We start from the raw sequence: 18,484 nt of genomic DNA on the forward strand, positions 1-18,484 counted from the left end.
AAAATCTTGTAGAAAGCTATGGCTTTCATACTGATTAAGCAGTAAAGCGTGGGAGTGCATCTCATTGACGCATGCCTCCCACCAGAAATGCTGAATATTCAATCTGTCATCATGAGGGTTCGCCCAGGCTGACCAACCTTCTTTCCCGAAACTTTGCCAGAATCGTTTTCATCATTGGTACTTCGAAGTATTTGTATAAAAAAGCGGCGAAAGCAATTGACAGAACCAGAGCAACAGCGATAAGCCCTATTCCTTCAGCTAAATCAAACTTTCTCCCTGCCGTTAAATTCAAAAAATAAAACAGTACTAAGAAATGAACCATATAGAATGCATAAGAGATCTCTCCTAACCAAACCGAGGTTGGCGAATTCAATGCAGTTTTCCTGGTTTTCAAGTCATCGCTGGCAAAAGAGGTAATTAACAAGCAAACAGGAATGATAAATACGACACTCATACTAAATTGGTATGGAATATACATAGAAGCAATATACGTTGCCACCAGTAAGGCAAGTGATACCGTTTTCGACAACATAATTGCCCGGCCATTGATGAGTAGTCGTGCAGCAAACATACCGGCCAGAAACTCAAAAATACGTGCCGGAGGGAAAATATACGAAATCCAGAAATGATGTTGAGAAATAGGGAATGCTCCCATCATTTTATTCGGTTCAGCCCACAGATAGATCGCAACCTGGACTGCTAACGATGTCATTGTGACCAACAACAGGGCAAGTAAATCATGCTTTGTCGGGATCGTCTTCATAATCCGGTAAAGGAATGGAAAAGAGAGATAAAACATCGCTTCGATGCATAAAGACCAACTCGGCCGGTTACCAACAAAAAAGTAATGTACATCGTTAAACCAGGTATTCACCAACAGCAGATTGGTCGACCATAATTTATATTGATAAACACTGACTGCACCAATTAAAAATGCAACCAACCATGTCAGGAAATGTGTTGGATAAATTTTAGCAAAACGCCGCAGATAAAAATCACCAACGGTATCCGTATCTTTCGCGGACCATACCATGATAAACCCGCTCAAAATAAAGAAGTATGACACTCCCAGCCAACCAGCTTTACCGACAATAACGGTATAGATATGTTGAATCGTCGGATTGGCAAATGGGGCGAGATCGCTGGGCAGTGATGCATGAAATAAAAAAACTAAAAAAGCAGCCCAAAACCTGCTTCCGGTGATGGAAGGAAGCTTAGGCCGCACTGAAAATGCTCCTGCCGCTATTGATTGCATCCCTGGCGTGATATGTGCTTCACCGTAAAGCTTATCACTACTCATTTCTTTTGTTATTACAGAACTCATTACACTCCTCCACAGATGGTATTTTTATATCACCAAGTTATTCTGAAATAGAAAGATGATTACTGGTATAAAAATTAATAACGGCAAAGCAGTATCGACTCAGATTAATGTCTATTACTCATCGGTAATAATGCAATATCCTGTGTTAAGCTTTTTAATATAACCAAAACCCTGCAGACCAAAATGCATACCGCCAACAAGAACTTGATCGGAGCTGGCCATCTCAAGGATGCGCGCACGCGTCTCCGCTGCCAACTGTGGATCATAATCAAAGGCGATAGTGACATCCGGCTTTAATAGCTGAATATGTGGGAAATGCACAATATCCCCCCAAATCAATAGGCTGTTATGACTCCCGACAATGCTATAGCCGGTATGTCCAGGTGTATGGCCTTTCAAGGGAATAGCACGTATGCCGGCAAGCACTTCACCATCATCAATTAACTGAAGCCGATCTTGATACTGTTTAAAAACGCTGCGCGCCAACAGGAAATTACCTTTAACGCGATCGCTGACCGTCGCAAACTGGTTATCGTCTTGCAGATAATCATATTCATCACGACTGATGAATAACTCCGCGCGAGGAAATATAGCTTCTCCCTGAGCATTAACCAGGCCACCAATATGATCGGGATGAGCATGAGTGAGTAGAACGGCATCAATATCATCTGGTTGCAAGCCCAGTTTAGCTAAATTCTTAACTAAACCGCCCCCCCAACCTTTAATGCCACCAGCACCGCTATCAATGAGGATATTCTTCCCCTGCTGCTGCACTAAAAAGGTATTGATATGAACTGAATTTGGTTCCTCAGGACAGGATTTTTGCTGAATGGCCCTGCACTCCGTTTCATCTACATTTGCCAGTAGCCCGAAGTCAACCTGCAAGTAGCCATCGCTAACCGCAGTCACTAAGACATCCCCAAGGTCCTTCATTGGCAATTTTTCATTCATATTTTATCCTTTAATTTTTAGCGAAAATATTATTGGCTTGATAAAGGAAACAGCGAATTCTCGCCACAACGCCGATCCTCTCTTTAATTAACAAATCTACCTGATGTAAAAATTCATTCATCACCGGTTCGCTACGAAATATTTCTTGTCTGAGTTTTGCCTCGACATAAACCGGCGTACCATAGCCGATTTCAGCAGTGAGATAAGTAATGTGGATATTATTGTCTTTCGCTTGCAGTATCTCTTTGGCTAAATTTGCCAGGGCAATCGAAAATTCAGCAAAGGCGGCGGAATCCAACCGATATCTTGCTGATGTAGATACAGTAATACTGGGCATTTAGAAACTACTCCTGCAACAGGTATTTTAGCAACGTGGAACTACACGGTATGGGTAGTCACCAGACGCATGCGTTTAATCACATCCGGATTAACCACCGTGCCCAACTCGGCATCACCACGGCGGAGTTTATCCACCCATTCCATTCCTTTGGTAACCTGACCAACGACGGTATAGTTTTGATCTAAATATCGAGCGCGGGTTGAGGTAATAAAAAATTGATGGCAAGCACTGTGCGGATTTCGCGATCTGGCCATGCCAATAGTGCCGCGTTCAAACGGCAAATGATTAATCTCCGCAGCCAGTTTTGGCATTACGCGGGGATCAAACCGTGTATTTTGTAGCGGCTCACCAGTTTGCGCCATAAACCCATCAATAACCCTGGAAAAAGGCATACCATCATAAAATTTAGACTGTACGAGTGTCTTAATCCGCGCCACATGATTAGGGGCAATATCAGAAAATAACTTTATCGTGACGATACCACTATCCAACTCCATCTCAATAGTATCATCTGCAGAACCTAGCCATTTTAACGCGGCAGGCAACGCGACGGCGCCCGCACATAATCCCAGGCAGCCGCCAATAAATAACCGACGATTCATATCATTTACTCCATTCTGGCGACAGAAATTACCGCCTGTCGCTGCATTTGCTCATTAGCCGCGCTGATTGGCCCCTTATCGCGGCATTGATCTATTAATGTGTTTGCGCTTTCTCAATAAATGTAATGATCTCATCGGTAAGCGCATCCGGTTTTTCTAAATTAGGTAAATGTGAAGCGCCGGGGATAACATGTAATTCGGCATTACGCTTTTTCGCCAGACGTTGCGCGTAGTCTTGCGGAGTCAGCTTATCTTCCGCTCCCCTGACTATAACCGCACTAACGCCATGGATATCCATATTAGTCAAATCAGTATCGGCAATAGCTAAAGAACACCCGGAGAAAGCTTCGACCGTTGTATTGCGCAGCATTTTCCTCAGACCGTCAGCCTCAGGCGAGTCGATAAATTGCGGCGTGACCCAATTACTGATAATTCCTCTCTCAAGGTGCTCAAGACCATGCTGGAAAACATCCTCCGCCCTTGCGCGCCATAGCGAGGGCGGAGCGGCATTCACCAGCGAAGTATCAATAATCACCATCCCCTGTACGCGTTGCGGTAATTTGAAGCCAATCCATTGTGCTATCGTGCCGCCAATTGAAACACCGACGACATAGAACTTATTGATGTTCAGATGATCGACGACAGCAATAACATCATCGGCAAGATCTTCCATTGAAAAAGGCAACGCGTCGACGGCACTGAGCCCATGTCCGCGAATATCCAGGCGGACTACTCGATAACGCTCGGTTAATCGCGGCATTTGCAGATCCCAAAGATGCATATCCGTTCCTAACGAGTGAAGAAGAATCACTGTCGTCGCATTTTCTGGGCCCTGTACATCGACATGCTGAGTTAATTTCAGTGGTCGGATAAACATTTAAAATCTCCGTATGCTTATTTTTACTTTTATCATTGACTCCGGATGCCGGTACACAGGCTCAGACGCACGGTTATACCAAAGGAATGTTTATCTGTTTAAGCTATCCCGCAAGCGCACTCATCAGGAAAAACGTGAGGTTATTTCCCGCATTAACATCGGATAAATGTTCTTATCTTGTTAGTACTGCTAGTATTATTAGAGTAATTTAATCCTGTGCTCTAACGGATAATTTCGATATCGCTATCGAATTTGTTGATGTGGTAAAGCCCCCCAATTCCCACCTGCTACGCTTACTACTCCATTCCATAAAAAAGGCTCAACCATGAATATTGATTTATCGGGGAAAGTCGCGCTGGTGACGGCATCCACGGCCGGTATTGGTTACGCCATTGCGAAGGGGCTGGCGGCCAGCGGTGCGGAAGTGATTATCAACGGCCGCAGCGAACATAGCGTTAATGCGGCGATGGCGCGGCTGCAACAGGAGGTGCCGGGATTCAGGCCCTATCCCGCGGTGGCCGATCTCAGTGACGCCGCCGGGGTGAGTCAACTGCTGCAGGCGGTGAATGAAGTCGATATCCTGGTGAATAACGCCGGTATTTACGGCCCGCAGGATTTTTACGCCACCGATGACGCCACCTGGGAAAACTACTGGCAAACCAACGTGATGTCCGGCGTTCGCCTGTCACGCGCGCTGCTGCCCGCCATGGTGCGTAAAGGCTGGGGACGGGTGGTCTTTATCTCCTCCGAATCGGCACGCAATATTCCCGCCGACATGATCCACTACGGCGTGACCAAAACCGCGCAGCTGTCGCTGGCCCGCGGGCTGGCGAAATACGTCGCCGGCAGCGGCGTCACCGTAAACAGCGTGCTGCCAGGCCCAACGCTTTCTGACGGTTTTGCCGAAATGATGAAAGAGGAAGTCGCCCGCACCGGTAAGCCGCTGGAACAACTAGCGAAAGAGTTTGTTATGGCGCAGCGCCCCGCTTCCGTTATTCAGCGTGCAGCCTCGGTGGACGAGGTGGCCAATATGGTGGTCTACGTCTGTTCGCAGCAGGCTTCTGCCACCTCCGGCGCCGCGCTGCGGGTCGATGGCGGCGTGGTCGATGATATTGTCTGAATTGCCCGCTAAGCAGGGGGAGCAAAGCTCCCCTGAGATTGATGACAAACCTCATGCAACCGTTGGACTTACAGATTGCAAGAGACAAATAACAAGGAAAATCAATTTATTGGTTTTCGGCTGATAACCACAAAGAAGGAAAAACCACGCTTTTTCCTTCTTTGTCAGCAGTCTGGGGGGAGTAAAGCTCCCCTTTCTCACCTGCAGTTGCGCTATTTAGCGCTAAATAGCTCAAAAGGTTTAAAACACGCCGCGATGTCGCACAAAGTGAACAGGAAGTCACATTCACGATATTTATCATTACTGTTTTGAATATAAATAGTGGTGTTAATGTCTGTCATCAGAAGCTTACTTTTCTTTCTCGGCGCGGCGGCGGCTTCCGCCATTGCGGTACTTTGTCTATGGATGGATATCCGGGTGTTTGGCAACGATATTCCGGAGATTTCGCTTACCGAGGTGGTGCAGGAGGTCGTGCTGACGATAATCGTGCTGATTCACTTCCTGCTGGCGAAAAAATATGAGCTCCTGCGCTACTGTAATATCCTCGTTGGCGGCTTCTTCCTGGCGATGCTGATCCGCGAACTGGATGCGCTGTTTGATCTTATTACTCACGGTAGCTGGGTGTGGTTCGCGCTGGCAGCGACGATAGCCGCGCTGATCGCTCCGCTGCGCCACGCTCGTCAAACGCTGTCGCAACTGGCGCAATACACCCGCACGCCCTACTACGGCATGATGATAAGCGGCCTGCTGGCGATTCTGGTCTTCTCACGGCTGTTCGGCATGCATGGCTTATGGTATGCCGTACTCGATGAAAATTACGCGCGGGTGGTGAAAAACACCGTTGAAGAGGGTAGCGAATCGTTCGGCTACATGCTTTGCCTGACCGCCTCGATTGGCTACTACTGCTACTTCCGCTATCAGGCGCGGCAGAAAAGCTAATCCACTGCGCCGCCAGAATGTCGCATTCTGGCGGCTGCGCGAATCATGAATTACCCCTGAATTTTCCACTTCCGCTTGAGCACATTTTTATCCTGGCTATCCAGCCACTGGTTCACTTTCTCAAGCAGCGCCGGATTATCCTTATTCATCATATAGACCTTATAGCTGGCGGTGCCGGGGAACGGCTTCTCATTCGCCACGCAGAACACGCCGGGCTCCTTACTCTGGTAGTAATCCCCTTCTATCAGGTCGGTCACCATCATATCGGCCGTTTTTTGCCGCAGCGCCTGCAGATTATCGACATTGTTCTGCACGCGGATGATCTGCGCATGCTTGATATGCTCATCAACGAAACTTTGGTTGGTACCGCCGGGGTTCACAATCACCTTCACATTCGGCTGGTCGATTTTTTCAAGGCTGCCGAGCGCTGGCGCGGCGCTGCAGTTCGCCAGGGCGATTTTACCATTGGCCACAACCGGATGGCTCAGGGAGAAATCTTTCGCCCGTGCCGCCGTCTCCGTTACGCCGCCCATAGCGATATCAAACTTATCGGCTTTTAAATCAGTCGATAGCGTTGGCCAGCTGGTGATAATAAACGTCACCTTCACCCCCAGCGTTTTCCCCAGATCGTGCGCCATATCGACGTCATAGCCGATAAGTTCGCCGGCGCCGTTATGAAAGGCCAACGGCGCGTAGTCCCCCGGCACGCCGACTTTTAACTCGCCGCTTTGTTGAATTGACTGCATATCGCGCGCCTGGCCCGCCAGTGCGGCCAGGGATAGCGTCAGGGCAAGCACCGCCTTCACTTTCATTTCATGATCCTTTTTTAATCATCAGGTTTTTGGTTATCACTCTGTCTGTCTCTGACGGCAAGCAAAAATATCTCTCTACCGCTCCGGCTTATAACCACCTTGTTAACCATATGTTTTATTTTTGTGATGCACAACCAGGATTCATTGCACCTTCTTTGTGCAATGAATCGCCAAAATCTACGCTCAAGATCCGACACTTCCCCATTACATTCGCGATATTGCTGGAAACAGCGCTTTCTGGCACAGCTGGCACGCATCGTGCTTTGTTAATTGAGTATCAGAATTCTGTTAAATGAGAGCGAACTATCATTAAGGGCAGAGATGAACGATAGCAACGGCTTGTTTCACATTATTGAATCCACTTTCAGCCAGCTCACGCCGAGCGAAAAGCGTATTGGCAGTTGGTTGTTAAGCCATCGGGAGCATATCCCGTTTGAGACCGCCGACAGCATTGCGCAGGCCACCGGCACCAGCGGGATAACCGTAGGCCGCTATCTGCGCAAGCTGGGCTATCGTAATCTCGATGACGTGAAGCACAGCCTGAAGGAGCCCGCTTCAACGCCCTACCGCCAATGGGGAGTGATTGACCGGCTTGACTCCTGGTCACAGCAGCAGGCGCAGCCGGATCGCGCCAGCCTGTCGTTGCAGATGGAGCTGGATGCCATTCGCTATGTCTATCAACTGGCGCAGGAACCGATCTTCGCCCGCGTCAGTCAACGCATCGCCGAAGCCGACGCGGTTATCATCATTGGCATTCAGTCGACCCGCGGCATCGCCAACACGTTCTTCAGCCATCTGGAATACCTGCGCCCGCGCGTGACCTACGCCGACGGCAGCTCCGGTAGCTGGCTGGAATCATTAAATTCTGAATACCAGCGCCCCTATGTGGTGCTGACCGATACCCGCGCTTACTCCGTCGCCGCGCGCCAGTTTTGCCGGGTCGCCTGCGAGCGCGGGGTTGCCACCGCGCTGGTCACCGATATCTGGTGCCCATGGGCACGCGACTATCCGGTTGATTTATTACAGGTGAAAACCGATACCGGCCACTTCTGGGATTCACTGGCGCCGATCGGTTGTCTTTTTAATCTGCTGCTCTCCGCGGTGGTGGAACGGCTGGGGCCGAGCCTCTCCAGCCGCCTTGCCGCGAACCGCGCGCTGCAGCAGGAATTTGGTCAGTTTGAACGTTAAGGAAATTTTCGATGAGCCATCTTTCCCTGGTGGATATCGCCGCGCGTTTTCCCACGCTGCCTGTCGACCTGAAATACGCCACCGCAGATAACATTACCGGCCAACCGATTTATCGCGAAGCCCGCTGCCTGCTGCACCCCGACGCGGCCGCCGCGCTGGAGAAATCTATCGCCATCGCCGCGCTGGCGGGCTATCGCCTGCTGGTGCTTGACGCCTATCGTCCACAGCGCGCCCAGCAACTGCTGTGGAATGCCTGCCCGAACCAGGATTATGTCGTACCGGCCAATATCGGCTCCAACCACAGCCGCGGCACCGCCATCGACGTAACGCTACTCGATGACCACAACAACCTACTCGACATGGGCACCGCCTTTGACGAAATGGACGATCGCTCTCATCCCTACCACCCGGCGGTAGCGCAGGAGGCCCAGCGCAATCGCCTGTTGCTGAACGCCATTATGTTCGGCGGCGGATTTAAAGGTATTACCACGGAATGGTGGCACTTCGAACTACCGGACGCGGCCGGTTATCCGCTACTCGATGATGTTTTCGCCTGTTTCTCCCCCGCTCAGATTGACGGAGTTTCACCATGAACATGACTCGCCCAGCATCCGTAGGTTTTCGCCCGTTACTGTTAGCCGCCGCGCTCTGCGCCGCTGTCCCCTCCGCCTTTGCCGCGGTGCCGAAAGATATGCTGGTGATAGGCAAAGCCGCCGACCCGCAAACGCTCGACCCGGCCGTCACCATCGATAACAACGACTGGACGGTGACCTACCCGGCCTATCAGCGGCTGGTCAAATACAAAACCGATAATGGCAAAGGTTCAACCGATGTCGAAGGCGATCTCGCCGAAAACTGGCAGGCCTCCGACGACGGCAAAACCTGGACCTTCACTCTGCGCAAAGGCGCGCAGTTTGACGACGGCTCGCCGGTGACGGCAGAGGCGGTCAAACTCTCTTTCGAACGGCTAATGCGCATTAAACAGGGGCCATCGGAGGCGTTTCCCAGCGGGCTGAAGGTGGATGCCGTCGATCCGGCCACCGTTCGCTTCACGCTGCCGGAATCTTTCGCGCCGTTCCTGCATACCCTCGCCAATGACGGCGCCTCCATCATTAACCCGGCGGTGCTGAAAGCCAACGCCGCCGATGACGCCCGCGCCTATCTGGCCGAGCACACCGCGGGCTCCGGCGCGTATAGCCTGCAGCGCTGGCAGAAAGGGCAACAGTTGGTGCTGGTGCCCAACCCGCACTTCAGCGGCAACAAGCCGGCCTTTAAGCGCGTCACGGTGAAAATCATCGGCGAAAGCGCCGCCCGTCGTCTGCAGTTGACCAAGGGCGATTTGGATATCGCCGACGCCCTGCCGGTCGATCAGTTTGCGGCATTGAAGAAAGAGGACAAGGTCGCGGTCTACGACTACCCGGCGCTGCGCGTCACCTACCTGTATCTCAACAACAGCAAAGCGCCGATGAACCAGGCGGATCTGCGCCGCGCGGTGTCGTGGGCAACGGACTATAAAGGCATGGTCGACGGCATTCTTGGCGGTAACGGTAAGCAGATGCGCGGGCCGATCCCCGATGGCATGTGGGGCTACGACGCCAGCGCCATGCAGTATTCATTAGATCCCGACAAAGCCAAAGCGGCGCTGGATAAGGTGGCGGATAAGCCGAAAACGCTGACGTTCCTCTACTCCGATAACGATCCGAACTGGGAGCCGATTGCGCTCTCCACTCAGGCCAACCTGCAGGCGCTGGGTATCCAGGTCAAGCTGGAGAAACTGGCCAACGCCACCATGCGCGAGCGCGTGGGTAAAGGTGATTACGACATCGCTATCGGTAACTGGAGCCCGGACTTCGCCGATCCCTATATGTTTATGAACTACTGGTTCGAGTCGGACAAAAAAGGGCTGCCGGGAAACCGCGCATTCTACGACAACCCGCAGGTTGATGCGTTATTGAAACAGGCGGTCGCCACCACCGATCAGGCGGCGCGAACCAAAGATTATCAGCAGGCGCAAAAGACCGTCATTGATGACGCCGCCTACGTCTACCTGTTCCAGAAAAACTATCAGGTCGCCATGAACAAAGAGGTGAAAGGCTTCGTTTTCAACCCGATGCTTGAGCAGATTTACAATATCGCCGACATGCACAAGTAGCGGGCCGTCTCTCCATCTTGTCGGGTCGGGCCGTCGCAGGCCCGGCCGAGGAGCGCCATCATGAGTTTCTGGGGTTTAATACGACAGCGCTGTTGGGGGCTGATTTTAGTCGTCGCCGGCGTCTGCGTGATTACGTTTATTATTTCGCACCTGATTCCCGGCGACCCGGCGCGGCTGCTGGCGGGCGATCGCGCCAGCGATGAAATCGTCCGCCATATTCGCCAGCAGCTGGGGCTGGATTTACCGCTCTGGCAGCAGTTTGCCCGCTACGTTGACGCCCTGCTCCACGGCGATCTCGGCACCTCGATTCGCACCGGCCGCCCGGTCCTGGAAGATTTGAAAACCTTCTTCCCGGCGACGCTGGAGCTGGCCTTTTGCGCGCTGCTGATTGCCCTGCTGGTCGGTATCCCGCTCGGCGTGCTGTCGGCGGTATACCGCAATCGCTGGACCGATCACCTGGTGCGCCTGATGGCGCTGACCGGCATTTCAACCCCGGCGTTCTGGCTCGGTCTCGGAGTGATCGTCTTGTTTTACGGCAAGCTCGATTGGCTACCCGGCAGCGGCAGGCTCGATGACTGGTTCGATCCGCCCACCCGTGTCAGCGGCTTTTATCTGCTGGATTCACTACTGGAAGGCAATATCGAGGTCTTCTTCAATGCCCTGCAGCACCTCATTTTGCCGGCGGCCACCCTTGCCTTCGTTCATCTTGGCATCGTCGCCCGGCAGATCCGCTCGGCGATGCTCGAACAGCTCAATGAGGATTACATTCGGACCGCGTTGGCCAGCGGCCTGCCGAAATTCACCATTGTGGTGCGCTATGCGCTACCCAACGCGCTGATCCCCTCCATCACCGTGCTCGGGCTGGCGCTGGGCGATCTGCTGTACGGCGCGGTGCTCACGGAAACGGTGTTCGCCTGGCCGGGGATGGGCGCCTACGTGGTGTCTTCGATTCAGGCGCTCGATTTCCCCGCCGTGATGGGCTTCGCCATCGTGGTCTCCTTTGCTTACGTACTGGTCAATCTGGTAGTCGACCTGCTCTATTTATGGATCGACCCGCGCATGGGTCGGGGAGAAAGCTAAGTGATGATGACTCAGGAACAACCGCTTCCACGGCCAAAGGCTGAAAAAAGCGGCCACTGGAAGCGTCGTTGGTGGTTGATCCGCCAAAGTCCTCTAACGCTAATTGGCGCGGCGATCATGCTGATCATGCTGTTTTTAATGATCTTCTCGCCGTGGCTGACGCCGCACGATCCTAACGCTATCAACCTTGCCGCGCGTCTGCAGGCGCCGTCGTTCGCTCACTGGTTTGGTACCGACGAGGTCGGCCGCGATCTGTTCAGCCGCGTGCTGATCGGCAGCCAGCAGTCGGTAGCCGCCGGGCTGGCGGTGGTATTGATCGCCGGGATCAGCGGCTCGCTGCTGGGCTGTCTCTCCGGGGTGCTTGGCGGGCGCAGCGACGCGCTGATTATGCGTCTGATGGACATTATGCTGTCGATTCCGTCTCTGGTGCTGACCATGGCGCTGGCGGCGGCGTTAGGTCCGAGCCTTTTCAACGCGATGCTGGCGATCGCCATCGTGCGTATTCCATTTTACGTGCGGCTGGCCCGCGGCCAGACGCTGGTCGTGCGTCAGCATACTTTCGTCGAGGCCTCGGTGACGTTTGGCGCCTCGCGCTGGCATCTGATCAGCTGGCATATTCTGCGTAACGCCCTGCCGCCGCTGGTGGTGCAGGCCTCGCTGGATATCGGCAGCGCGATCCTGATGGCCGCCACGCTCGGTTTTATTGGCCTCGGCGCCCAGCAGCCCACCGCGGAATGGGGCGCGATGGTCGCTAACGGCCGCAACTACGTGCTCGATCAGTGGTGGTACTGCGCCTTCCCCGGCGCGGCGATCCTGATCACCGCCGTCGGCTTTAACCTGTTTGGCGATGGCATCCAGGATCTACTGGATCCCAAAGCCGGAGGGCGCAACTAATGGAAAATCGGGTCTTAACTATCGATAACGTTCGCCTGAGTTTCCCGGTCTATCAGGGCCAGGTCAACGTGCTGAATAATATCTCGCTGCACATCGATCGCGGTGAAATCGTCGGCGTGGTGGGCGAGTCGGGTTCTGGTAAATCGGTGACCGCGATGCTGGCGATGCGACTGCTTCCCGCCGGCAGCTATCATATTCATAGCGGCGCTATCACCCTGATGGGCCACGATATGCTCAACCTGACGGAAAAAACGCTACGCGATATTCGCGGCAGCAAGGTCGCGATGATTTTTCAGGAGCCGATGACCGCGCTTAACCCCACCCGACGCATCGGTAAGCAGATGGTAGACGTCATCCGCCAGCACCGTTCCATGTCGTTGCGTGAAGCGCGCGCCCGCGCCGTCGAACTACTGGCGGATATGCAAATTGCCGATCCGCAAAGCGTGCTCAAGCGCTATCCCTTCGAACTCTCCGGCGGCATGCGCCAGCGGGTGATGATCGCTATCGCCTTCTCCTGCGAGCCCGACCTGCTGATTGCCGACGAACCGACCACCGCGCTGGACGTCACCGTGCAGCGTCAGGTACTGCGCCTGCTGAAGCAAAAGGCCCGGGCGACCGGCACGGCGGTGCTGTTTATCAGCCACGATATGGCAGTGGTCTCTCAGGTGTGCGATCGGCTGTACGTCATGTACGCCGGCGCGGTCATTGAAAGCGGCAACACCGGAGAAGTACTGCAGCAGCCGCAGCATCCCTACTCTATTGGCCTGTTAAACAGCGCTCCTGATAAGGGAGAACCGCGCATGCCGCTACGTTCCATTCCCGGCACCGTGCCGAATCTGGCGCGTCTTCCCGCCGGCTGCGCCTTCCGCGAACGCTGCTTCGCCGCGGGTGAAGCCTGCGGTATCACCCCCACGCTGCAGACTCATGATAGCGCCGCCGATAGACAGGCTGCCTGCTGGTACCCGCAACGGGAGAACGCCCATGTCTGAAACGCTATTAACCCTCAATGATGTGCACCTGACCTTTGCCGCGCAGAAAAACTGGCGCGGGAAAGTCATCGAACGCGTCTATGCGCTAAATGGACTGGATATGACGGCCAGGCGCGGCGAAACCTTAGGAATCGTTGGCGAATCCGGCTGTGGGAAAAGCACCCTGGCGAAGCTGCTGATGGGCATGTTAAAGCCCTCTTCCGGCCACTTCACCCGCGCGCCGGCGCGCGGCGAAAACCAGAGCGGACGCATGCAGATGGTGTTTCAGGATCCGCTCTCATCGCTGGATCCGCGGCTACCGGTCTGGCGCACCATCACCGAACCGGTGTGGATCCAATCGCGCATGCCTGAAAAGGCGCGTCGCGATCTCGCCGAGCAGCTGGCGCTACAGGTGGGGATCCGTAGCGAATATCTCGATCGGCTGCCGCACGCTTTTTCCGGCGGCCAGCGCCAGCGTATCGCCATCGCCCGCGCGCTCTCGTCACAGCCGGAGATAATCGTGCTCGATGAGCCGACTTCGGCGCTGGATATCTCGGTGCAGGCGCAGATCCTTAATCTACTGGTCGAACTGCAGCAGCGGCAGAATCTCACCTACGTGCTGATTTCGCATAACGTCTCGGTGATACGCCATATGAGCGATCGGGTGGCGGTGATGTATCTCGGGCAAATCGTTGAGATGGGGGAGGCCCGGCAGGTACTGGATAATCCCGCGCATCCTTATACCCGGCTATTGATGGAGTCGGTACCGCGCATCGGTTCGCCATTAGGCGAAGGTGTGCGCAATACCGAACTACCGGGTAACCGCCGGCTGCCGACGGGCTGCTACTTTCGGGAACGCTGTCCTTACGCCAGCCAGGGCTGCGAACGGCCGCAGCCGCTGGAGGCACAAGCGAATGGCGCGCAGGTCCGCTGCTGGAAAGCGCAAACAATAAGATGAGACCGGTCGCCAGTCCTGTAGCCCGGGGAAGGCGGTTACGCCGCCCCCGGGTTAGCCGTTATAAATGAATCAGAACAGCCCCAACGGCGCGGTGCCGTAGCTCACCAGCAGGTTTTTGGTCTGTTGATAGGCTTCCAGCGCCATTTTGTGGGTTTCTCGCCCGACGCCGGACTGCTTATAGCCGCCAAACGCGGCATGCGCCGGATAAACGTGATAGCAGTTGGTCCACACTCGACCGGCCTTGATGCCACGCCCCATGCGGTACGCCAGGTTGGTATCCCGCGTCCATACCCCGGCCCCTAAACCAAACTGCGTCTGGTTCGCGATAGCCAGCGCCTCCGCCTCGTCCTTAAAGGTAGTCACGCCGATGACCGGGCCAAAGATCTCCTCCTGGAAGCTGCGCATCTCGTTGTGCCCTTTAATCAGCGTCGGCTGAATATAGAAGCCGCTATCCAGCTCGGCGGTAATGCTCGCCCGATCGCCGCCGGTGAGGATCTGCCCGCCTTCATCACGAGCGATCTTGATATACGACAGGATCTTATCGAACTGCTGACGTGACGCCTGAGCGCCGATCATCGTTTCGGTATCAAACGGATCGCCGCGACGGATCTGCATCACTTTCGCCATAACCCGCTCCATAAACGGCTCATAGATCGATTCGTGGATCAACGCGCGCGATGGACAAGTACAAACTTCCCCCTGATTGAAGAAGCCCAGTACCAGCCCTTCCACCGCCTTCTCAATAAACTCCTCCTCGCCATCCATCACGTCGGCGAAATAGATATTCGGCGATTTGCCGCCCAGCTCAACGGTGCAGGGAATAATATTCTCTGCCGCGCAGGCCATAATATGACGGCCTACTGGCGTCGAACCGGTAAAAGCGATTTTAGCGATCCGCTTGCTCGTCGCCAGCGCTTCGCCGGCCTCTTTGCCAAAGCCCTGCACCACGTTCAACACCCCTGCCGGGAAGAGATCGCCGATGATTTCCATCAGCAAAGTAATACTCAGCGGCGTCTGCTCCGCCGGTTTTAAGACCACGCAGTTGCCTGCCGCCAGCGCGGGCGCCAGTTTCCATGCCGCCATCAGCAGCGGGAAGTTCCACGGAATAATTTGTCCGACCACGCCCAACGGTTCGTGGAAATGATAAGCCACGGTGGTGTCGTCAATTTCGGCGGTACTGCCTTCCTGCGCGCGCAGACAGCCGGCGAAATAGCGGAAATGATCGACCGCCAGCGGCAGGTCGGCGTTCAGGGTTTCGCGGATCGGTTTGCCGTTATCCCAGCTCTCCGCTACCGCCAGATACTCGAGGTTCTCCTGAATGCGGTCAGCGACCTGCAGCAGAAGATGAGAACGCTGCTGTACCGAGGTTCGCCCCCAAGCGTCCGCCGCCCGGTGTGCCGCATCAAGGGCCAAATCGATATCTTTGGCGTCGGAACGGGGAAACTGCGCAATGTTGCTCCCATCGACGGGAGAAGTATTCATGAAATATTCGCCGCTTAACGGCTCGACGAATTTACCGTCTATGAAGTTGCCGTAGGCCGATTTGAATGAAACCAAAGCGCCCGGTTTGCCAGGATGGACATAACGCATTGCAATCTCCTTCTGTAGGGTTAAGGCGCAGCGGCGTAGTGGTTTTTGCTATTGTCCGCTGCACGCTTTCTCCTGTAGCAGGGGTTATGCCAATTTTGCGTACTTCACATAAAATTCATAACTTCCAAATAATTACATATATCCCTCTGCCGATTCGCGTCCTCTTTGTCGCACAAGATCCCGCTTCTGTGTTGCGAATCGCAACACCAAGAAAACCAAATAGCTACAATATTGCAACACAACCCAGCCGACCACGAGGTGCGCCGTGCAAGGAAATCCGTTCACTATCACCGCCGAGACGCAGTCAAGCGCCCTGCTGAGCGACTCCTGGCAACGCAGCCAGCGCTACGGCCTGCAGCCAACGAGCGACGAGTTTCCGCGCCTGCGCGGCGGCGAACTGGCCGACGTGCTGGAAAGCAACCGCAGCCTGCAACGGCTGGCGCAACCGGTGGCGACGCCGCTGGCGCAACGTGCTGCCGGGCTGCAATCGGTAGTGATTCTTTCCGATGCCAGCGGGCTGGTGCTCCAAACCTTCGGCAATAGCGCGGCAATGAAAAAAGCGCAGAGCTTCGCGCTGGAGCCTGGCAATATCTGGAGCGAAAGCGGTCGCGGCACCAACGCTATCGGTACCGCGCTGGCGATTGATGACAGCTGTGAAGTCGAAGGCCGCCAACACTATTTAACCCGTAATCAGGATTTGTACTGCGCGGCGGTCCCCCTACAGAGCCCCGATGGCCAGATTGCCGGGGCGCTGGATATTTCCGGCCCGGCGCATATCCCGCATCCCCACTCTCTGGCGTGGATTAAAGAGGCGGCCAAACAGATTGAATATCTGTGGGTGAAACAGAGCCTGCATCCGCAGCAGTGGTTAATGAGCCTGCACTCGCGGGTGCAGAAGCTCGATAGCGCCGAAGAGCTGCTGCTGGTCTTCTCCGATAACCTGCTGACCGCGGCCAATCGGCTGGCCATTCGCGAACTGGGCCTGCAGTCCGGTCAGATAGGGCAAATGACCTTCCAGCAGTTGTTCCCCCGCCTGACGCAAACGGCGGTTAGCGTGCCGCTGCCGATGACCTTCCAGCAACGTGGCTACTACTACCGCCTGCGTGCGCCAACCTGCACCAGCGTCGCTGTCCCCGCGCAACCAGCGCTTAACCTGCCGTTTTGCCCGTCCGGCGAAGGCGAGAAAATGGTCCGCCTGCTCAATGCCGGTATCGCGCTGTGTATCGAAGGAGAAACCGGCTGCGGTAAAGAGTTCCTCAGCCGCGAACTACATGCACATAGCCGCTGGCGCAGCGGTAAATTCGTCGCCATCAACTGCGCGGCCATCCCCGAATCGCTGATTGAATCGGAGCTTTTCGGTTATCAGGCGGGCGCTTTTACCGGCGCGAATAAAAACGGCTATATCGGCAAAATTCGCGAAGCCGATGGCGGGGTGCTGTTTCTCGATGAAATCGGCGATATGCCGCTGGCTCTGCAAACCCGTCTGCTGCGGGTGCTGCAGGAAAAAGAGGTCATGCCGCTGGGCGGGAATCGCAGCGCGCCGGTGAACTTCGCCTTGATTTGCGCCACCCACCGTCATCTCGCGCAGCGCGTCGCCGAAGGCGCATTTCGCGAAGACCTGCTCTATCGCCTGCGCGAGTATGCTTTTACCATCCCGCCGCTACGCCAATGGCCTGAACTCAAGCAGTTTATTCCAGCGCTGTGGCGCTCGCTTGGCGCGGCAGAACGCCATATCACTCTCTCCGATGCCCTGATTAATCAACTGACATTATGCCGTTGGCCGGGTAACGTGCGTCAGTTGCAAAGCCTGCTCAAAGTTCTGTTGGCGCTGGCGGACGATGGCGAATGCCTGGGCGTCGCGGCGCTGCCGGAGGAGTATCAAAGCGCGCCGCAAACCAGCGCTCCAGGCGGGCTTCAACAACATGATGCAAAGCTGATTGCCGATACGCTGGCCAGCTTTAACGGCAACGTGAGTAAAGCGGCGCAGGCGTTAGGCGTCGCGCGCAGCACGCTGTATCGGCGGGCCGCGCGCGTACAAAGGAAGTGACTACGGCGTAAAGCGCGCCGGCAGCCAGGAGAAGAGACGGCGACTCAGCGCTTCGCACAAGGCCACTAGCGTCTGCCCCAGCCGTTGCCAGACCACTTTCGCCACGCAGACGCCCAGTGCTGAAATCAACGCAGCGCCCAGCATATCCAGCGGGAAATGGACGCCGAGAAAAATACGCGCCCACGCCACCGGCAGCGCCGCCGCCAGCACCAGCAGCCCCATGCCGCGCAGGCGTAATGATAGCAGCGCGAAAGCGGCGCTGAACATCACGGTGCCGTGATCGCTTGGGAAAGAGTTATCCGCCGGGTGGCTTATCCAGGTATGGCCCAGCGGGATCATAAACGGCCGCGGATGGAACCACAGCGTTCCGCAGGCAAACCCAAGCCCTAACGCTATCAAAATCGTCATGGCGCAAAACAGCGCCTGTCGATGTCCCTGACGACCGCCGAGGAACCATAATCCGAGCAATATCGCCGGGACTAAAAGGATAATCCAGCTGGCGGAGAATCGCGCCAGCAGCAATAGGCTGTCCGGCGTACCAGGCCCGGCATTCAGCGCGAGGAAGGCGCTCTGGTTAAACGTTTCTAACAGGTTCATGGCGAGTTCTCGTCACAGTCATCATGCTGTCATTATCGCCGGGAT

Annotated in this window: 18 protein-coding genes; 10 read left to right on the forward strand and 8 right to left on the reverse strand. The window is 55.0% G+C overall.

The features are described 5' to 3' along the window. Positions 1–109 precede the first annotated feature (109 nt). The 5 genes from PGQ95_RS20580 to PGQ95_RS20600 form a co-directional block, all read right to left on the reverse strand. Positions 110–1,324, reverse strand: a complete 1,215-nt coding sequence (locus PGQ95_RS20580) for an acyltransferase family protein (protein WP_430919189.1) — start codon at positions 1,322–1,324, stop codon at positions 110–112. Positions 1,325–1,438: 114 nt separating this feature from the next. Continuing rightward, complete coding sequence (locus PGQ95_RS20585; protein WP_113374603.1) at positions 1,439–2,275, reverse strand: MBL fold metallo-hydrolase; 837 nt, start codon at positions 2,273–2,275, stop codon at positions 1,439–1,441. A 10-nt stretch (positions 2,276–2,285) separates the two neighbouring features. After that, positions 2,286–2,612 carry a hypothetical protein gene (locus PGQ95_RS20590; RefSeq protein ID WP_045395158.1) on the reverse strand — a complete coding sequence of 109 codons (327 nt, stop codon included), beginning with the start codon at positions 2,610–2,612 and terminating at the stop codon, positions 2,286–2,288. Between the two features lie 41 nt (positions 2,613–2,653). Beyond that, the gene (locus PGQ95_RS20595; RefSeq protein WP_045395159.1) at positions 2,654–3,217 is read right to left on the reverse strand and encodes a peptidylprolyl isomerase; all 564 of its coding nucleotides are present in this window, start codon (positions 3,215–3,217) and stop codon (positions 2,654–2,656) included. A gap of 94 nt (positions 3,218–3,311) precedes the next feature. Then, the gene (locus PGQ95_RS20600) at positions 3,312–4,094 is read right to left on the reverse strand and encodes an alpha/beta fold hydrolase (protein WP_087858658.1); all 783 of its coding nucleotides are present in this window, start codon (positions 4,092–4,094) and stop codon (positions 3,312–3,314) included. Between the two features lie 325 nt (positions 4,095–4,419). On the opposite strand from PGQ95_RS20600, the gene PGQ95_RS20605 reads away from it, so the two are divergent. Next, positions 4,420–5,214, forward strand: a complete 795-nt coding sequence (locus tag PGQ95_RS20605) for an SDR family NAD(P)-dependent oxidoreductase (protein ID WP_113374605.1) — start codon at positions 4,420–4,422, stop codon at positions 5,212–5,214. Positions 5,215–5,544: 330 nt separating this feature from the next. Next, positions 5,545–6,153: a transporter gene (locus PGQ95_RS20610; RefSeq protein WP_113374606.1), complete on the forward strand. Its 609-nt coding sequence runs from the start codon at positions 5,545–5,547 to the stop codon at positions 6,151–6,153. 50 nt (positions 6,154–6,203) lie between these two features. Here PGQ95_RS20610 and PGQ95_RS20615 read toward each other — a convergent pair whose 3' ends face one another. Next, positions 6,204–6,965 (reverse strand): transporter substrate-binding domain-containing protein, encoded by a 762-nt coding sequence (locus tag PGQ95_RS20615; protein WP_087858663.1) that lies wholly within the window; start codon positions 6,963–6,965, stop codon positions 6,204–6,206. 321 nt (positions 6,966–7,286) lie between these two features. On the opposite strand from PGQ95_RS20615, the gene PGQ95_RS20620 reads away from it, so the two are divergent. Genes PGQ95_RS20620 through PGQ95_RS20650 form a run of 7 tightly spaced genes read left to right on the forward strand, consistent with a single transcriptional unit; the run spans position 7,287 to position 14,205 of the window. After that, positions 7,287–8,153 carry a MurR/RpiR family transcriptional regulator gene (locus PGQ95_RS20620; protein WP_087858664.1) on the forward strand — a complete coding sequence of 289 codons (867 nt, stop codon included), beginning with the start codon at positions 7,287–7,289 and terminating at the stop codon, positions 8,151–8,153. An 11-nt stretch (positions 8,154–8,164) separates the two neighbouring features. Continuing rightward, a complete protein-coding gene (ddpX, locus tag PGQ95_RS20625; protein ID WP_113374609.1) occupies positions 8,165–8,746 on the forward strand; it encodes a D-alanyl-D-alanine dipeptidase in 582 nt (193 codons plus the stop codon). Beyond that, the gene (locus PGQ95_RS20630; RefSeq protein WP_113374610.1) at positions 8,743–10,305 is read left to right on the forward strand and encodes an ABC transporter substrate-binding protein; all 1,563 of its coding nucleotides are present in this window, start codon (positions 8,743–8,745) and stop codon (positions 10,303–10,305) included. Before ddpX ends, PGQ95_RS20630 begins: the two co-directional genes overlap by 4 nt. A 60-nt stretch (positions 10,306–10,365) precedes the next feature. Next, on the forward strand, positions 10,366–11,385 hold the full coding sequence (locus PGQ95_RS20635; RefSeq protein WP_015370098.1) for an ABC transporter permease: 1,020 nt from the start codon (positions 10,366–10,368) through the stop codon (positions 11,383–11,385). After that, positions 11,386–12,279, forward strand: coding sequence for a D,D-dipeptide ABC transporter permease (ddpC, locus tag PGQ95_RS20640; protein ID WP_372584999.1), 894 nt, complete (start codon positions 11,386–11,388; stop codon positions 12,277–12,279). Then, positions 12,279–13,268, forward strand: coding sequence for an ABC transporter ATP-binding protein (locus tag PGQ95_RS20645; RefSeq protein WP_430919193.1), 990 nt, complete (start codon positions 12,279–12,281; stop codon positions 13,266–13,268). Before ddpC ends, PGQ95_RS20645 begins: the two co-directional genes overlap by 1 nt. Further along, the gene (locus tag PGQ95_RS20650) at positions 13,261–14,205 is read left to right on the forward strand and encodes an oligopeptide/dipeptide ABC transporter ATP-binding protein (RefSeq protein WP_015370095.1); all 945 of its coding nucleotides are present in this window, start codon (positions 13,261–13,263) and stop codon (positions 14,203–14,205) included. The genes PGQ95_RS20645 and PGQ95_RS20650 overlap by 8 nt, the downstream gene beginning before the upstream one ends. Positions 14,206–14,274: 69 nt before the next feature. On the opposite strand, the gene exaC is transcribed toward PGQ95_RS20650, so the two are convergent. Further along, complete coding sequence (gene exaC / locus PGQ95_RS20655; protein WP_015703226.1) at positions 14,275–15,795, reverse strand: acetaldehyde dehydrogenase ExaC; 1,521 nt, start codon at positions 15,793–15,795, stop codon at positions 14,275–14,277. Positions 15,796–16,060: 265 nt separating this feature from the next. On the opposite strand from exaC, the gene PGQ95_RS20660 reads away from it, so the two are divergent. Then, the gene (locus PGQ95_RS20660) at positions 16,061–17,842 is read left to right on the forward strand and encodes a sigma-54-dependent Fis family transcriptional regulator (RefSeq protein ID WP_316424860.1); all 1,782 of its coding nucleotides are present in this window, start codon (positions 16,061–16,063) and stop codon (positions 17,840–17,842) included. Here PGQ95_RS20660 and PGQ95_RS20665 read toward each other — a convergent pair whose 3' ends face one another. Then, on the reverse strand, positions 17,843–18,439 hold the full coding sequence (locus PGQ95_RS20665) for an undecaprenyl-diphosphatase (protein WP_087858671.1): 597 nt from the start codon (positions 18,437–18,439) through the stop codon (positions 17,843–17,845). It abuts the gene before it with no gap. Positions 18,440–18,484: the final 45 nt, after the last annotated feature.

It is taken from the genome of Klebsiella sp. 141240 (genome assembly GCF_050600805.1).
GTDB lineage: Bacteria > Pseudomonadota > Gammaproteobacteria > Enterobacterales > Enterobacteriaceae > Klebsiella > Klebsiella aerogenes.

Bases quoted from the DNA above. Each gene is read 5' to 3' on its own strand.
- PGQ95_RS20580 (WP_430919189.1), bottom strand. From the start codon at position 1,324: ATGAGTTCTGTAATAACAAAAGAAATGAGTAGTGATAAGCTTTACGGT.
- PGQ95_RS20585 (WP_113374603.1), bottom strand. From the start codon at position 2,275: ATGAATGAAAAATTGCCAATGAAGGACCTTGGGGATGTCTTAGTGACT.
- PGQ95_RS20590 (WP_045395158.1), bottom strand. From the start codon at position 2,612: ATGCCCAGTATTACTGTATCTACATCAGCAAGATATCGGTTGGATTCC.
- PGQ95_RS20595 (WP_045395159.1), bottom strand. From the start codon at position 3,217: ATGAATCGTCGGTTATTTATTGGCGGCTGCCTGGGATTATGTGCGGGC.
- PGQ95_RS20600 (WP_087858658.1), bottom strand. From the start codon at position 4,094: ATGTTTATCCGACCACTGAAATTAACTCAGCATGTCGATGTACAGGGC.
- PGQ95_RS20605 (WP_113374605.1), top strand. From the start codon at position 4,420: ATGAATATTGATTTATCGGGGAAAGTCGCGCTGGTGACGGCATCCACG.
- PGQ95_RS20610 (WP_113374606.1), top strand. From the start codon at position 5,545: ATGTCTGTCATCAGAAGCTTACTTTTCTTTCTCGGCGCGGCGGCGGCT.
- PGQ95_RS20615 (WP_087858663.1), bottom strand. From the start codon at position 6,965: ATGAAAGTGAAGGCGGTGCTTGCCCTGACGCTATCCCTGGCCGCACTG.
- PGQ95_RS20620 (WP_087858664.1), top strand. From the start codon at position 7,287: ATGAACGATAGCAACGGCTTGTTTCACATTATTGAATCCACTTTCAGC.
- ddpX (WP_113374609.1), top strand. From the start codon at position 8,165: ATGAGCCATCTTTCCCTGGTGGATATCGCCGCGCGTTTTCCCACGCTG.
- PGQ95_RS20630 (WP_113374610.1), top strand. From the start codon at position 8,743: ATGAACATGACTCGCCCAGCATCCGTAGGTTTTCGCCCGTTACTGTTA.
- PGQ95_RS20635 (WP_015370098.1), top strand. From the start codon at position 10,366: ATGAGTTTCTGGGGTTTAATACGACAGCGCTGTTGGGGGCTGATTTTA.
- PGQ95_RS20645 (WP_430919193.1), top strand. From the start codon at position 12,279: ATGGAAAATCGGGTCTTAACTATCGATAACGTTCGCCTGAGTTTCCCG.
- PGQ95_RS20650 (WP_015370095.1), top strand. From the start codon at position 13,261: ATGTCTGAAACGCTATTAACCCTCAATGATGTGCACCTGACCTTTGCC.
- exaC (WP_015703226.1), bottom strand. From the start codon at position 15,795: ATGCGTTATGTCCATCCTGGCAAACCGGGCGCTTTGGTTTCATTCAAA.
- PGQ95_RS20665 (WP_087858671.1), bottom strand. From the start codon at position 18,439: ATGAACCTGTTAGAAACGTTTAACCAGAGCGCCTTCCTCGCGCTGAAT.